Consider the following 15,973-nt stretch of genomic DNA (forward strand, 5'->3'; position numbering starts at 1 on the left):
TTCGACGCAGCAAGCGCCGCAGAAATGGTCTCGGCAATGGTCACGGCAACGAAGCGGCGCAAGGCCGGCAACGGCCCGCCCGTCCACTTCGACGCCGCCGCTTCGATGCAATCGCTGAAATGCAGCCCCTTCAATGCGGCAGCCCCGACCCGGCCGCCCGGCGCGGCATCTCAGTGGAGCCTGTCCAGCGCCTCCAGCACGCCCTTGCGGTTCTTGTGCTTCACTTCGTAGGTACGCACCTTGCGGCGCTGCGCGGCCGTCAGCTCGGCCAGGGCGCCCTTTACCTGCGGCACCGTCAGGTGCTCGTAGTTGGCGATCGGCACGCTGCGATCGGGCGATGCGCCGGCGCGATCCTTCGCCTTGGCACCCTGGGTTTCACCGAACTGCTTGCGCTGCTTGTTGACGATGCGCGCCGCCACTTCTTCCTCGCGCCCCTTGTAGCGGCCTTCCTTCTCGAACTGCTTTTCGAGTTTCTCGTATTCGTGTTCCCGTTTCGGGCTGGCACCTCGCGGCATGATGTCCTCCTTGTCGATGATTGGCACCATGGTAGCGAAACCGCCGGCGTGCGGGCGCACGAACGCGGCGCACCGGGGTGGCGCCCCGGGTGGAGACGATCGTCAGAACTGCTCGATCCAGCCTGCCAGCTGCTGCGGCGTCGGCGCGGCATCGGCCATTGCCAGCCGCACCCGCACGCCATCCGGTCCGCCGGACATCTGCAGCGTGTGGCCATGCCGGCCCAGCCACAGCAGCACCGCCAGCCAGGACGCGTGCAGGCCCGACACCGCGCTGGCGGTCGGCGTTTCCAGGAACTCGGTGAGGTGCGCGGTGTGCACGACGGTGCCGCCCTCGTCGGCGCGCTCGAAGCCATCGCCGAACGCCTCGGCCAGCAGGCCGGGCACGTCGGCCGGCTGGGCGCCGCTGGCCGCCAGCGCATCGAGCCTGGCGCGCACCAGGCACCCGAATGCGGCACTGCGGAATGACTCGGAACCGATCAGGTCCGAGTAATCCATCATCAGCCAGTCCGGCTCCGGCGGCGTCAGTCCGGCGCACAGCGCCGCCGACAGATAGGCGTCGATCGGTACCGCGCCGGCATCGCCGGTCACGCCGGCGCACAGCGCATAGAGCGTACCGATACGGTTGGCGACTGCCTGCTTCTGGCGGATCAGGAGTTTTTCCCGCAGCAGCTGGGCATGCTCGCGCCGCAGCCGGGCCAGTTCGACCGCCTGCTTCATTTCCATGCGCAGCGCGGCGATGTCCCAGGGCTTCTGGATGTAGCGGTGGATCTGCCCCTGGTTGACCGCTTCCACGGTGTGCGCCATTTCGGAATAGGCCGTGGTCAGGATGCGCACGATGTGCGGATACCTGTCCCACGCATGGAACAGCAGCTCGTTGCCATACGCGCCGGGCATGCGCTGGTCGGACACCAGCACGGAAATGGTATCGGCATGCTGGTCCAGCATGCGTTTGCCTTCCTCGACCGATTCCGCCGTCAATACCGTGGCTTGCGCGCCCAGCGCGCGTTGGAAATACTTCAGTGCCGTCGGTTCATCATCGACGTACAGGATGGCTGGCAATGATTTGGCAGCGTCGCTCATGCTTGTTCCTTTTGCGGTTCTGGAAAATTCATCGTGGCGGTCGTTCCCTGCTGGTGCGCTGGAGCCCGTATTGCATCCTGTGCCGCATCCTGCGCAGCAGGGTGCGCCGGATACTGCCTCGACTGGACGCGCAGGTGCCCGCCGAAGGACTGCATCACGCGATTGCAGAATATCAGGCTCCAGCCGTCGTCCTCGCGCCCCGGCATCGGCACGGGATCGAGCAGCAGCCGGTGCAGGATCTCGGGCGCAATGCCCGGACCGTTGTCGCCGACGGCGATCGTGCGCCGCGCGCCGCCCCCCACCGTCACGCGCAGGATCGGGTCCGGACTGCCGCGCAGCGCGTCCAGCGCATTGCCGAGCAAGCTCGACAATACCAGCGCCACGCAGTTCGGTGCCGCGCGAATCGCGAAGTCGTGCTGCACGTCGACGGTGATGACGGCGCGCTCGGCGCCGCTCATCGGGTAGGAAGCCAGCAGCGCCGTCACCATGTCATGGGCGCTGCCGCTGGCCACGCGGGCCGCGGGCACCACGGCCACGCGCTTGACGGAGTCGACCAGGGCGTCGAGCACCGACCGGCAATAGCGGGCATTGTCGTCCACGTGCGCCACGGCGTTACCGATCTGGGCGCGCAGGGGCAGGCCGCCATCCTGCTCCGCCGGATCCTCGCGCACGCTCCGCGCCAGCGCGCTGGCAAACCCGGCGATCGAGGCCAGCGGCGCGCCCAGTTCGTGCGACAGGAACGCCACCGTCTCTTCCACCGCCAGCAGGCCATGGTCGCGCGCCGCACGGTCGCGCCCGCGCCGGTCAGCCTCGGCTGCGGCCAGCCGCAGCACTTCCCGCAGCATGTCCTGGCGCAAGGGCTTTTCCAGCACGCGGAACACGTCGCCACCATTCACCGTTTCCAGCAGCACGTCCTTGTCGGCGTAGGCGGTGACGAGGATGCGCACCAGCCCTGGCCAGGCACGCTCCACCTCGCGCAGCAGTTCGCCGCCGGCCTTGCCCGGCATCCGGTAGTCGGTGACCAGCACATCGACCTCGTGGTCGGCCAGCAGCGCCAGCGCCGCATCCACTCCGGGGGCGGTCAGCACCCGGTATTCGTTGCCGAAGGCACGCCCAAAATACTTGCGGGCCATGTCCTCGTCGTCCACGTACAGCACGGTCGGCGTGCTCCGTTCGGCGATCTGTTCCATCAACGCTCCTCGCCCGCCCGTGGCAGGTCGAATGTGAACCTGGTCCATTCTCCAGGCTTGCTCTCGGCGGCCAGGTGACCGCCGTGCCGCTGTACCACGCTGTAGCAGATCGACAGTCCCAGCCCCAGGCCCTGCCCCACTTCGCGGGTGGTGAAAAACGGTTCGAAGACGCGGCTCAGGAATTCGGCCTCGATGCCGGGGCCGTTGTCCTCGACGGTGATGCGCAGCCTCTCGCCCTCGTCGCGGGCACCGATCACGATTTCCGGCGCCGCCGTGCTGCCATTTCGCAGCGCCAGCGCGGCATTGCCGAGCAGGTTGATCAGCACCCCGATGATGGCCGCCTCGTCGCCCAGCACCAGTGTCGATCCGGCGATGTCGCGCCGGATCGCGATCCCCTTTGTTTCGTGGCCGACCAGGCGCACCGCCGCGTCGAGCGCGCGCTCGAGCAGGAAGGCGCCGCCCTCGACATTCTCCTTGCGGTAGGCGAACGTCTTCAGGTCGGACACGATGTACTGCACCCGCTGCATGCCCTGCTTGGCATCCTCGAGGCATTCGCGCAGCAGCGCGCTGCCCTGCGCGGCGGGGTCTTCCAGCGCCACGTCGATCGCCATCATGCAGAAATTGACCGGGTTGTTTACTTCATGCAGCAAGCCGGCCGACAGCGTGCCCAGCGCGGCCATCTTTTCCTGCTGCATCATCTGGCCCTTGATGTCGCCGAGATCGCGGTTGGTGCGTTCCAGTTCGTCATTCTTCAACGAAAGCTCTTCCTTCAGTTCATACAGCTGGCGCCGCCCGCGTTCGTTATAGAACGTGTACACGGTGCTGGCCGCCACGGCAAACAGGATGATCGTCGTATGGAACAGCAGCGCTGCGTGGTCGAGCACGCCCTCGGGCCGGGTCACGCAGGCCGCCCAGTACACCACCAGCGTCAGCACGCCGAACCCCAGCGTGTACATGTAGCCCACCGGAAACAGCGTGCCGACCGCGAAGATCGTCAGGATGATGCCGGCATAGAACAGCGACGCCTCGCCCTGCGTCACGTGGATCATCCACGCGATCATCAGTTGCGGAAACGTGAGCCACACGAACGTCACCGCGTGCACGTGCCGCTTGCCGAACCCCGTGTACAGGAAGCCGAGTCCGGCAAGCACGCCGAGGCTGGTGACCAGCCGGAACAGGGCAAAGCGCGCCATCTGCTCCGGGTAGACCGCGAAATCAAGCACGATCCCCAGCAGCACCAGCACGATCACGGTGACTGCGCAGGCCCGGCTCTGCATCAGGTGGAATCCGGACAGCTCCCTGGCATAGCTGCCGCGCACCGGCGTGGCGGCGGCGGTCATCAAGGTCCGACCGTGGTTTCGGCGAACACGTTCACGCCGGTGGGATCGGTGTACACATGGGTTTCTCCGCGCCGTGCCGGAAGGATGGCGGCCATCCTCGCCTCGTCTCGGTAGATCAGGTACCACTCCAGCACATGTTCCATGCTGAACCGTTCCGGGTTCGCGCTGTGCACGTTGGTGACGAGCAGCCGGCCGCCCGGCCGGGTACGCGAGGCGAAGTAGCCGTTCAGCCTTGCGCAGACCTTGTCCGACAGGTAGTCGAACAGGCCGGCGCAGTACACCGCATCGAACTCGCCCTGCCCGGCGCCATCCGTATCGCGGCGCTTGAGCAGCTGGTGCACCGAGTCGTGCACGAACTCGATCGCGGTGCGGCGGCCGGTGGCGCGCTGCACCGTCTCGAGCCGCTCGCGTGTCCAGTCCAGCGTTTCGGCGGAGAAGTCGACCAGCTGGAACGACAGCAGTTCCGGCTGGTCGAACTTCTGCAGGAAGCGGGCGATTTCCTCGGCCGGTCCGCAGCCCACGTTCAGCACGCGGAACGGCCGCCCGGCGGCGCGCGCCTGCTGTGCCAGCCCGACCAGGTACTGCACCAGGATATCGATGCGGTGGCGGTGCGCCGTGGCCACGGCCGTCTGCAGGAAGGCGGCGTTGACCACCTGGAAATAGGTGCTCGGCCCTTCGCGCGGGTCGCCCAGGATCTGGTTCACCATCTGGTAGTCGCCGGCATAGCCGAGCGGCTTGGTATAAGTGCGGAACACGAACGGCGCGCGCAGGATCAGCGGATGCAGCGCGGCCTGGGCAAAGGCGCGATGCGCCGGCGCCAGCTCTTCCTCGACCAGCGAGGCTTCGTGGTTCAGCAGGTCGAAGCAGGCCTTCATCTTGATCATCAGCGGCACGGCCAGCTCATGGAAGTACTCGGCCGGCAGTTTCGCCGCGGCCCTGGTACCCGGCGCCGCGTCGGCCAGGTCGACCTGCTCCAGCCAGCGCGAGGCATCGGCCAGGAAGGCGCGCGTTTCATTGACGACGATCTGGTAGTCGCGCCGGATGCGGAAGCGTTCGCCCCACTCGTCGACGAAGGCCTGGGCCTTCCGGCCCATCACGCCCGGCGCCAGCGCCACCTCCGTGAGCTCGCGCCATTCGTCGGTCAGGCTGACGGACACGATCGCCGTCAGGCCGGTGTTCACCATGCTGATGACGACCGCCTTGCCGATATAAGCACTGCGGGTGCCCATGCGTACCGTCAGCTCGCTGAGCACCTCGCTGACCTGGACGATCGACCAGGGATTGTAGACTTCCATCACCAGCGAGCGGCGCTGCAGGTTGACGATCGTGGCGCGAACCGCCTCGCCTTGGGTATTGTAGAAGCTGACGACGGGATCGATGTGCGTTGGTGAGTACACGAGTGGGCTTATGCTTGCAATATTAATGCCGAGTGTACATGGATGCCGGGCACCCTGCAACGAACTCCCCTGCGCCGCCGAGGGATAAAAAATATCGTGTTATCAAGGACTTTTGACATCCGTACAAGAACGGCGCCACGGTTTCCGGTCCTGTCCAGGACGGTACGCTACCGTACAGAGGCGCCAGCCGGCGGATGACACAGTACCGGTACTGGAGGAAAGTACACATGACCCATGTCCGCACCGGCCAGGCGCCAGGCAAACTGGACCGCGAAGCGTTCCACCGCAAGTTTATCCAGTCGTTCTACGATCCGCGCTTCGATCCGCTGCGCGACGACATCGCCAGGCTGGAGGAAATCGCCTGGCGCAACTACTGCGAAGGCCGCAAGGCGCCCATCACCGTCAAGGCCGGCCCCGGCTTTGCCGACCCGGACTACGATCTCTCCGCCGAATGGAAGGCAGCGCGCGACCGCCTGCTGGACGCCGAGCGGCGCCAGAAGGACCCGGCCACGCCGTCCCGCGTGCTGCTGATCTGCGGCAGCTCGCGCAATGACGGTTCCTGTCCGAGCGAAATGTCGAAGACCTTCCGCATGGTGCAGTGGGCACGCACCGCGCTGGAAACGGAAGGCATCGAAGCCGACGTGCTCGACCTGTCGCAGCTCACTTCCACGTACGACCACCACATCCATCCGTGCAAGGGCTGCGTGTCGACGGCAATGCCGCTGTGCCACTGGCCCTGCAGCTGCTATCCGAACCACAGCCTGAACCAGGTAAACGACTGGATGAACGAGATCTACGAGCGCTGGGTGCTGGCGCACGGCGTGCTGATCGTGGCGTCCACCTACTGGTACCAGTCGCCGTCGCCGTTGAAACTGATGATCGACCGGCTGGTCTGTGCGGACGGCGGCAATCCCGACCCTTCCAGCACCGGTGGCAAGGACGCGGACAAGGCGAAGGAGCTGGAACTGCGCGGCTGGGACTATCCGAAGCACCTGGCTGGGCGGGCCTATGGCGTGTTCGTGCACGGCGACGTGGCCGGCGTGGAAAGCCAGCGCAGGAACCTGGCCGACTGGCTCGACTGGATGGGCCTGATCGGCGCCGGCCAGCAGGCCGTGCTGGACCGGTACATCGGCTATTACGAATCGTACGCCGACAGCCACGACGTGCTGGACCGGGATGCGCCGCTGCAGGAGGAAGTGCGCAACAGCGCACGGGCGGTCGCCGAGGCGGTGCGCCAGATCCGCGCCGGCAAGCTGGTGCCGCCGGATGCGCGCTTGCGCAAGCCGCGGCCGAAATAAGGCGGGCGCCGGCCACCCGGAGCGAAGGCGCGACCGCCGGCTTGCATTGGCAGCGAATTTCCATTAAGTTCTCGCGGCAGCCATGGAGCATGCGTGACATGCATCCGCTGGCGAAGTGCCCACCTTCCGGATAGCGCGCGTGGCGGCAGTTTCGGCCGGGACGCGCGGTCCTTCATCATCGCCAGCATAGCCGACCATGCGAAAACCGACCTACAAGAACCTCGAAAATGCGCACTGGGAAGGCAAGCCGGGCATCCGATATGCCAGCGGTTCGCCCGCTCCGCAGGGAAACCCGCGCTTCTACAAGTACCTGTGGCGCGTATTCAGTCTGCAGTCGCCATGGGAAGGCGAGGACTTCTTCGCCCATGCGCCGGTACTCTGCAATGCTGACTTCGAACGGGAAGTGCAGCGGCTGGTGGAACAGGACCTGTCCTGCCTGGTCTATGGATTTCGCCGTCCACGCAAGGATCCCGCCAATCCTTGGGATCTGGCCAGCCCCCGGTGGCAAGGCGTCGAGTTCGCCATGTCGTGGGACGAGGACACCGACCCGATCGTCATGGGCGGGCACAAATAGCCGTCGCCGGCAGGGTGTTCACGGCCGCGCCGCGATCTGCCGCTCGAACAGGTCAACCACCCGCTCGGCCCGCTCCAGCGCGGTCCGTTCGCCGCGCCGGTGCGCCAACGCCGCGGCCGCCGCGCGGAAGCGGCTGTCGTCCAGCAACAGCCGCACCACGGCGCGCCAGTCGCCATCCGGCTTGACCCGCGCGCCATTGACGCCGCCGCCCCAGCTCTCGACCCGCCGCGCCATCAGGTACTGCTCCAGCTGCATCGGCAGCATCAGCACAGGCACGCCGGCCAGCGCGGCTTGCACCACCGTGGCTTCGCCGGCATGGCACACGCACAGCGCGGCGCCGCTCAGCGCCGCTTCCATGGCCACCGGCTGCGCCGAATAGGCGATCGACGGCGAGCGCAACGGCGCGGCCCGTCCGGCCGCCACCTCGGGCAGGTAGCACAGCACGCGGCAGCCCTCGTCCACCAGTGCCTGCAGCACGGCGGCATGGCCCGCATGATCGTGCTTCAGGTAGGCGAACACGCGCGGGCCGCTGCCGGGCGGCCAGGCCGGCACGGCGCCGCCCACCGGCATCGTCACGGGCCCCAGCCATTCGGCGCCGCCCGCCGGGCGGCCGTAGTGATCGAACTCCGGCCACGTGCACAGCAGTGGCGTGTCGCCCACCAGCAGGCGCGACGCATGCAGCAGCTCCGGGGCACCATGCATCTCCAGCACGGCGTTCGCGACATTGAGCAGGTGCGCCTCGGCCCTGGCCAGGCGCTGCGGCGCCACGCCTTCCCAGTCACGCAGGCAGGGCAAGGCGCTGTCCGAGGGCGGGCTGTAGAAACCGATGCCGACGGAAGCCGTCGGCACCTGCAGCGTGCGCGCGGCCAGCAGCGCCGTGGGCGCGTAGTCGGCCACCACCAGGTCGGGTTCCAGCAAGTCGAACAGGGTGCGCCAGCCGCCCGCCAGCCCGGCCAGGCCGGGCACTTCCAGGTAGCCGGCGGCAAGCAGGATTTCAGCCAGGCTCGCGTGGTTGGGCGGCATGCCGTCGGTACGATGCAGCCACACGGGAGCCTGGAAGCGCGGCACGGGCAGGTCGGCCAGCACGCGCTGGGTATAGCCCAGGTCGCGCAGCGACAGGCTTACGCGGTGGCCGCGCGCCAGCAGCACGCGCGCCAGCGTCTTCAGGCGGGCCGCATGGCCCAGTCCTCCGCCGATTTCCCAGGCCAGGTGTATGTGTGCCATGTTGTACCATACGCTCCAGAGTCCAGGCGCCCAATGGGCGATGCAGGGCCGCCGGTCGGCGGTGCGGTGAGCCGGCAATGCGTGGCGCAACCATTATACGAGAGCCGCGGGTGAGTGGAAATCTCATTCCTGTAATCCGTCTCTTACACGGGCACGGGATGCTAGCTGCTACTCAGCGCAGCAGTGGCACCGCATACTCGTTATACAGATGACAACGCTATTAATGGCAGTCAACGCAAAGCAGCCACCAAGGTGCAACGAATTCAGCGCGAATCCGCCAGGCATCTGCCACGACAAGCCCGCATAAAGAGACACGAATGACCAACACCGCCCTCGCCCAACGTCCCGCAACCGGCATCGACCTCGACCTCGACGATGCCAGGTCCGTCTATCATTCCCTGTACGACGGCGCCGATCCCGCCCTGGCGGCAAGCTTCCTGGAAGAGCGCCTGGCCGAAGCGGCGCAACTGCCGTGCGACCTGCCGGCCACGATCGACGAGATGGCGGCCTGGATCACGCGCCATACCGATGCCGTCGGTACCGAGTACCGCGCGTACCTGGCGGCTCGCAAGAACGGTGCGCCACGGCGCTTCTTCAAGACCCGCTCGCAGGCGCTGTATTTCCTGAAAGCCGTAGCCCCCACCAAGCTGGTCGATGGCGCATGGCTGTATGGTGTGCTCGACCGTTGGCAGGATCCCGACTACCAGGCGCTGATCCGCATCTACCTGGAAGAACTGGGCAACGGCGTGCCGGACAAGAACCACGTCACCATCTACCGCAAACTGCTCGAACAGCATGGCTGCGAGCACTGGCAGGATCTGCCGGAACCGCATTTCGTGCAGGGAGCGATCCAGCTCGCGCTGGCGGCCTCCGCGGATGACTTCCTGCCGGAACTCGCCGGCTACAACCTGGGCTACGAGCAGCTGCCCCTGCACCTGCTGATCACGTCCTACGAATTGAACGAGCTCGGCATCGATCCTTATTACTTCACGCTTCACGTCACCGTCGACAACGCCGATACCGGCCACGCCCACACGGCGCTGGAAGGCGTAAAACGGCTGCTGCCGCGGGTCGGCGACAGCGCCGCGTTCCTGCGCCGCGTGGCGGCCGGCTTCCGCCTCAACGACCTCGGTATCGGCACCGTCGAGGCGATCGCCTCGTTCGACCTGGAGCGTGAAACCGTGGCGATGCTGGCCGCCAAGGCCGCGGTAGGCAAGAACATGCACTCGGATTACTGCCGCGTTGCGGGCCGCACCATCAACGACTGGCTGGCCGATCCGGCCCAGATCCCGCAATTCCTGGAAAAACTCGAGCAGCAGGGCTGGATTCGCCGCGGCGAGCCGGCCGGGAACAGCCGGTTCTGGAAGCTGATCCACGGCGAACGGGCCGAGATGTTCGGCGTCTTCAGCGCCTACGAGCAGCAGTTGCTGGAAGACTGGATCGTGACCCCGCGCGACGGCAGCGAGCCGACGATTGCCCGCGTGCCGAGCCATCGCGCGCTGCGCCGCAGCCTCGACACGCTGGAATCGCCACCCGTCCGCAACCATGCACCGCGCAGCGTAATCCGCCACACCTTCCCTGCCGACGAGCATGCGTGGCAGACCATCGGCTGCGAACTGCGCCTGCTCGAAGCCCAGCTGGCTGCCACGGCAAGCAAGGACGAGGCAATGGCGCTGCTGATCGGCCTGATGGCGCCGAACCAGCACCATACGTCCGCCGGCCTGATGGCCACGCGCGTATTCACCCGCCTGGTTCAGTGACCCGGACACGCCAGCGCCGGCAACGCTCCGGTACGGCATCAGCAGCCTATAACTATTAATACAACCGAGGGGATCCGATGATGAATGCCATTGCCAGCGGGGGCGTGCCCGTCCTGGAGACCGCCGCCGCGGCGCCTGTCGATGCGGGCGCCCATGCGATCGCGGTCCCGCGCGCCCAGGTGCTGCCGGATCCGGCCGCGCTGGAAGAACTGGGCCGGGCGCTGCGCGCCGCGGGCTACCGCTTTACCACGGTGACGCCGGCCACGCACAGCCGCGTGAAGGCGCGCAGCGACCACGTGTGGGCTCGCGACGTCGCCGACATTTTCGGCTGGAGCCGGCCATTCCTGGCCGATGCCCTGCCGGCCGAGCTGCTGGCGCTGATGATCCGTGCCGGCATCGCGCAGCCGCACCGCGACGGCTGGCGTTCCACGCTGCGCGCGTCCACGCTCGACGGCGAGCTGTATTTTCATTCCGCCTATCCGACCAGCGAAGCCGATGCCGTATTCTTCGGCCCTGACACCTACCGCTTCGCGCGCGCACTGCGGGCGGAACTGGCCGTGATCGCCGCCGCCGGCCGCCCCGTGCGACGCGCGGCCGACGTGGGCGCAGGCGGCGGTCCGGGTGCCCTGACCATAGCGCGCCGGTGCCCGGACGCGGAAGTGCTGGCGCTGGACATCAACGAGCGCGCCATGCACCTGTGCCGCGTCAACGCGCAGTTGGCCGGCCTGGCGAACGTCGCCGTCCGGCACAGCAACCTGCTGTCGGACGTGCCCGGAGAATTCGACCTGATCGTCTCGAACCCGCCCTACCTGCTGGACAAGTCCGAACGCGCGTACCGCCACGGCGGCGGCGAGCTCGGTGCCGGCCTGTCGCTGTCCCTGACGAAGCAGGCGCTGACGCGGCTGGCGCCGGGTGGCAGCCTGCTGCTGTACACCGGCGTGGTCATGCTCAACAACGACGACCCGTTCCTGCGCCGCATCGAGCCGCTGCTGGCGCAGGCCGGCATGCACTGGCACTACGAGGAAATCGATCCCGACGTGTTCGGCGAAGAACTCGACACCCCGGCCTACGCCGAGGCGGACCGCATCGCGGCCGTATGGCTGAAGGCCTCCAGACCCCTGCATTGATCCCATCCGCCGAGTGACCCCATGAATCAACCATTTCAAGCGACCGTCGTGACCCACGGCGGCGCAGGCGGCAGCCGTGACCAGGACGACGGCTGCCAGTTCGCCGCCAGCGCGGCACTCGACCGGCTCGCCGGCGGCGGCGGCGCGCTCGACGGCGCTATCGCCGCCGTGGTGGCGCTGGAAGACGACGGCCGCTACAACGCCGGCAGCGGTTCCGTGCTGTGCCTCGACGGCCGCACCGTCGAGATGGACGCCGCCGTGATGGATTCGCAGGGCGCGCTGGGCGCCGTCGCCTGCCTCCAGAGGGTCAAGAACCCGGTGCTGGTGGCCCGGGCGGTGTCGCGCACACCGCACTGGCTGCTGGCCGGCGAAGGCGCCGAGCGATTTGCCCGCACGGCCGGTTTTGCGGTCCACCACGCGATCAGCGAACGGCAACGCGCGAAACACGCGCGCCTGATGGCCACGCTGGGCGGCGGTACACCGGCCACGCCGGGCATTGCCAACCGCGCCTTCAGGGATTACTGGAACTACGATACGCCACCCGAATTCACGCCCTGCGACACGGTCGGTTCGGTAGTGCGCGATGCCGCGGGCAACTTTGCCGTGGCCTGCTCCACCGGCGGTTCGGCGCCGTCGCTGCTGGGCCGGGTCGGCGACACCCCGATCATCGGCAGCGGCTTCTATGCCGGCGCGGAAGGCGCGGTGGCCGTCACCGGCATCGGCGAGCACATCGTGCGCCACCTGCTGGCCTACACCGTATACGGCTGGATCGCCGGCGGCATGCCCGTTACCGAGGCAGTACAGCGCGGCGTCGCGCTGCTGCCCGAGGAAATCGATGTCGGCGTCATCGCGGTCAACCGGACCGCGGCAGGCATGCACAGCAACCGCGAGATGCCGTGCGCGGAGGTCCGCGCATGACCGGGCATTTCGACCGCAGCCAGCATGGCCATCTCGTCATCGTCGGCGGCCATGAAGACCGCGAGAACAGCAAGGAAATCCTGTCCCGCTTCGTGCAGCTGTGCGGCGGCACGCAGGCCACCATCGCCGTGATCACGGCGGCGAGCCGCGTGCCGGACGTGATGTGGGAGCGCTACGACAGCGTGTTCCGCGAAATCGGCGTGCGCGACGTGGTCCGTGTCGATCTGCCGGACCGCGCCACCGCGAACGATGCAGCCCTGGCCGCGCGCGTACGCGGCTGCGACGGCATCTGGATGACCGGCGGCGACCAGAAGCGGCTGCTGGCCATGATCGGCGGCACGCTGCTCGACGAGGCGATGCACCGCGCGCTGAAGGAATCGGGCGCCTGCATTGGCGGTACCAGTGCCGGGGCGTCGGCGATGTGCGGCCACATGCTGGCCGACGGCAAGGCCGACCTGCTGCCCGAGAAGGGTTCCGTCAGCCTGGGCGCCGGCCTCGGCTTCGTGCAGCGGGTCGTGATCGACCAGCACTTCAGCGAGCGGCACCGGCTGGCGCGGCTGCTGACGATCGTGGCGCAGAACCCTTACCTGCTCGGCATCGGCATCGACGAGGACACGGCGCTGGTGGTCGAGCGCGGCGTCGGCATCGAAGTGATCGGCGCCGGCAGCGTGACCGTGGTCGACGGCCGCACCATGATCTCGAACGTGGCCGACATTCCTTCGGGCGGCACGCCACAGCTGATCGACGTGCGCCTGCACCTGCTGCCGGCCGGCAGCAGCTTCGCGCTGCCCGAGGAAATCAATCACCCGCACGGCCTGCCGCCGGACGCCACCCGCGACACGCCGGCCGCGCTTACCGACTTCGTCCGCAACGTCACCAAGAGGAATCCACTTTCATGAACATCCTGGACCAGCGCGTGCTGCGCGGCCCCAACCTCTACGCCGCGCGGCCCTGCCTGCTGACGATCCTCGATCTCGGCGACCTGCATGAAGTGGCGTCGACCGACGTTGCCGGCTTTTCCGACGCCCTGCTGCGCCTGCTGCCGAGCCTGATGGCGCACCGCTGCTCGCCCGGCCACTACGGCGGCTTTGCCGAGCGGCTGCGCGACGGCACCTACATGGGCCACATCATCGAGCACGTCGCGCTCGAGCTGCAATGCCTGGCCGGCACGCCGGTCGGCTTCGGCCGCACGCGCCGCGTGCGCGGCCAGCCCGGCGTGTTCCGCGTAGTGTGCGCGTACAAGGTTGAAGAGGTAGCCGAAGAGGCGTTCGATATCGCCATGGCGCTGGTGGACGCGCTGGCCCGGGGCGAACCCTTCGACCTCGACGAACCGCTGGCGGCGCTGCGCCGCACGGCCGAACGCCATGCGGTCGGCACCAGCACCGCGGCGATCCTGAAGGCGGCGCGCCGGCGCCGCATTCCCTATTTCCGCATCACCGAGACCGGCAACCTGTTCCAGCTGGGCTGGGGCAGCCGGCAAAAGCGGCTGCAGGCCACGATGACGGGCGACGCCAGCAATATCGCCTGCCGCATCGCCAGCGACAAGGCATTGACGAAGGCGCTGCTGAAGGAAGCCGGCGTGCCGGTGCCGGGCGGCGCCGTGGTGGCGACGGCCGACGAGGCGCTGCGCGCCGCGCGCAAACTGCGCGGCACGGTCACCGTGAAACCGCTCGATGCCAACCAAGGCAAGGGCGTCAGTACCCAGTGCGGCACGCCGGACGAAGTGGCGGCGGCATTCGAGGCGGCCCGCAACTTCTCGCGCAGCGTCATCGTCGAGCGCTTCATCGAGGGCCAGGATTACCGCGTGCTCGTTGCCGGCGACGTCGTCGCGGCCGCTTCGCTGCGGCGCCCGCCGGCCGTCACCGGCGATGGCCACCGCACGATCCGCGAACTGGTCGCCATCGAGAATGGCAATCCGGCGCGCGGCAAGGGCCATGCCAATATCCTGACGCAGATCCCGCTCGACGACCATGCCCTGCAGGCCCTCCAGAAACAGGGCTACGGCTTCGACAGCGTGCCGCCGGTCGGCGTCCCCGTCACGCTGCGCGGCAATGCCAACCTGTCCACCGGAGGCACCGCCGAGGACGTGACGGACCGCCTGCCGGACGAGACCCGCGCCGCCTGCGTGAGTGCGGCGAAGAAGATCGGGCTGGACGTCGCCGGCATCGACCTGGTCTGCCGCGATATCGCCCGGCCGCTGGCCGAACAGGGCGGCGCGATCATCGAAGTCAATGCCGCGCCGGGCATCCGCATGCACCAGTACCCGGCCGCCGGCACGCCGCGCGACGCGGGCGACGCCATCGTCGAGGCGATGTATGGCGGCGACAATGGCCGCATCCCCGTGATCGCCATCACCGGTACCAACGGCAAGACCACCACCACGCTGATGGCGGCCCACTGCGTGCGCATGGCCGGCCTGCGCACCGGCGTGACGACCACTGAAGGCGTGTACATCGACGGCCGCCGCATCGTCAGCGGCGACTGCAGCGGCTACTGGTCGGCGCGCACCGTGCTGACCGATCCGACCGTCGATTTCGCCGTGCTGGAGACGGCGCGCGGCGGCATCCTCAAGCGCGGACTGGCATTCGACCGCTGCGACGTGGCCGTGGTGCTGAACATCAGCGCCGACCACCTGGGCCTGGACGGCGTCAATACCGTCGAGGACCTGGCGCGCGTGAAAGGCGTGGTCGCCAATGCCGCTTCGCGCTGCGTGGTCCTCAACGCCGAGGACCGCCATTGCGTGCGCATGGCCGACCGGCTGATGGAGCGGCTCGAGGTGCTGTTCTTCGCGCTCGATCCGGACAACCCAGTGCTGCTCAAGCACCTGCACAACGGCGGCCGCGGCGCCTACCTGCGGGATGGCCAGTTGGTGATCGCCGACGGCATGCGCCACCAGGTACTGCTGGCGGCGGCCGACATGCCGTCCACGCTGGGCGGCCATGCACGCTACAACATCGCCAACGGGCTGGCGGCCGCCGCCGCGCTGCTCGCCTCGGGCTTCACGCCGGAGCGCATCGCCGCCGGGCTGGCAGGCTTCGTCTCGGATGGCCGCAGCAACCCGCTGCGCAGCAACGTGTTCGACGTGCGCGGCGTCACCGTGGTGGTCGACTACGCGCACAATCCGGCCGCCTATGCGGCGCTGTCGTGCATGGCGCGCGGCCTGGCGACAGGCCGCACGGTGGGCGTGATCACCGCGCCGGGCGACCGCCGCGACCAGGATCTCGAAGCGGTCGGCGACACCTGCGCGCGCGGCTTCGACGCGATCGTCGTCTACGAATCGAACAACCGCGGGCGCGGCGCCGGCGACTGCGCGCGCCTGATGCTGGCCGGCGCGGGCGCCAGCGGCAAGGCGCCGGAAACGATCCACAACCGGCTGCATGGTCACGAGGCGCTGCGGTACGGCCTGTCGCTGTGCCAGCCGGGCGACGTGATGGTGTTTGCCTGCGGCTCGTCGCTGAACGAGGTGGTCGAAGCGCTGCGCGAAAGCGATCCGGACAGCGCGCGCAGGATTGCCGAGCAGGCGGCCTTATTGACCACCTGATTTGACCAC

At 68.1% G+C, this 15,973-nt stretch carries 13 protein-coding genes; 7 read left to right on the top strand and 6 right to left on the bottom strand.

Annotated elements, in window-relative coordinates; all coding sequences use genetic code 11:
• Window positions 1-170: 170 nt before the first annotated feature.
• The 5 genes from ACY34H_RS02040 to ACY34H_RS02060 all read right to left on the bottom strand — a co-directional run bounded on the left by ACY34H_RS02040 (window position 171) and on the right by ACY34H_RS02060 (window position 5,522).
• On the bottom strand, window positions 171-515 hold the full coding sequence (locus ACY34H_RS02040) for a hypothetical protein (RefSeq protein ID WP_130189302.1): 345 nt from the start codon (window positions 513-515) through the stop codon (window positions 171-173).
• Between the two features lie 102 nt (window positions 516-617).
• Entirely contained in the window at window positions 618-1,595 is a 978-nt protein-coding gene (locus tag ACY34H_RS02045; protein ID WP_464975813.1) for a response regulator, read from the bottom strand.
• Window positions 1,592-2,785 (bottom strand): hybrid sensor histidine kinase/response regulator, encoded by a 1,194-nt coding sequence (locus ACY34H_RS02050; protein WP_464975814.1) that lies wholly within the window; start codon window positions 2,783-2,785, stop codon window positions 1,592-1,594. The genes ACY34H_RS02045 and ACY34H_RS02050 overlap by 4 nt, the downstream gene beginning before the upstream one ends.
• Window positions 2,785-4,125, bottom strand: a complete 1,341-nt coding sequence (locus ACY34H_RS02055) for a sensor histidine kinase (RefSeq protein WP_464975815.1) — start codon at window positions 4,123-4,125, stop codon at window positions 2,785-2,787. Before ACY34H_RS02055 ends, ACY34H_RS02050 begins: the two co-directional genes overlap by 1 nt.
• A complete protein-coding gene (locus ACY34H_RS02060) occupies window positions 4,125-5,522 on the bottom strand; it encodes a class I SAM-dependent methyltransferase (protein ID WP_464975816.1) in 1,398 nt (465 codons plus the stop codon). Before ACY34H_RS02060 ends, ACY34H_RS02055 begins: the two co-directional genes overlap by 1 nt.
• Before the next feature lie 227 nt (window positions 5,523-5,749).
• Here ACY34H_RS02060 and ACY34H_RS02065 point away from each other — a divergent pair, with 227 nt between their 5' ends.
• On the top strand, window positions 5,750-6,820 hold the full coding sequence (locus ACY34H_RS02065) for a flavodoxin family protein (protein ID WP_464975817.1): 1,071 nt from the start codon (window positions 5,750-5,752) through the stop codon (window positions 6,818-6,820).
• 196 nt (window positions 6,821-7,016) lie between these two features.
• The gene (locus ACY34H_RS02070; protein WP_464975818.1) at window positions 7,017-7,394 is read left to right on the top strand and encodes a hypothetical protein; all 378 of its coding nucleotides are present in this window, start codon (window positions 7,017-7,019) and stop codon (window positions 7,392-7,394) included.
• 18 nt (window positions 7,395-7,412) lie between these two features.
• Here ACY34H_RS02070 and ACY34H_RS02075 read toward each other — a convergent pair whose 3' ends face one another.
• Complete coding sequence (locus ACY34H_RS02075; protein ID WP_464975819.1) at window positions 7,413-8,618, bottom strand: glycosyltransferase; 1,206 nt, start codon at window positions 8,616-8,618, stop codon at window positions 7,413-7,415.
• Between the two features lie 317 nt (window positions 8,619-8,935).
• Between ACY34H_RS02075 and ACY34H_RS02080 the strand changes: the two genes are divergently transcribed.
• The 5 genes from ACY34H_RS02080 (at window position 8,936) to cphA (ending at window position 15,964) form a co-directional block, all read left to right on the top strand.
• Window positions 8,936-10,378, top strand: coding sequence for an iron-containing redox enzyme family protein (locus ACY34H_RS02080; protein WP_464975820.1), 1,443 nt, complete (start codon window positions 8,936-8,938; stop codon window positions 10,376-10,378).
• Between the two features lie 77 nt (window positions 10,379-10,455).
• A complete protein-coding gene (locus ACY34H_RS02085; protein WP_464975821.1) occupies window positions 10,456-11,505 on the top strand; it encodes a methyltransferase in 1,050 nt (349 codons plus the stop codon).
• 21 nt (window positions 11,506-11,526) lie between these two features.
• Window positions 11,527-12,423, top strand: coding sequence for an isoaspartyl peptidase/L-asparaginase (locus tag ACY34H_RS02090; protein ID WP_464975822.1), 897 nt, complete (start codon window positions 11,527-11,529; stop codon window positions 12,421-12,423).
• A complete protein-coding gene (locus tag ACY34H_RS02095; protein ID WP_464975823.1) occupies window positions 12,420-13,322 on the top strand; it encodes a cyanophycinase in 903 nt (300 codons plus the stop codon). The genes ACY34H_RS02090 and ACY34H_RS02095 overlap by 4 nt, the downstream gene beginning before the upstream one ends.
• Complete coding sequence (gene cphA, locus ACY34H_RS02100) at window positions 13,319-15,964, top strand: cyanophycin synthetase (protein WP_464975824.1); 2,646 nt, start codon at window positions 13,319-13,321, stop codon at window positions 15,962-15,964. The genes ACY34H_RS02095 and cphA overlap by 4 nt, the downstream gene beginning before the upstream one ends.
• Window positions 15,965-15,973 lie beyond the last annotated feature (9 nt).

The sequence above is a fragment of the Pseudoduganella sp. jia 9 genome (assembly GCF_055502615.1).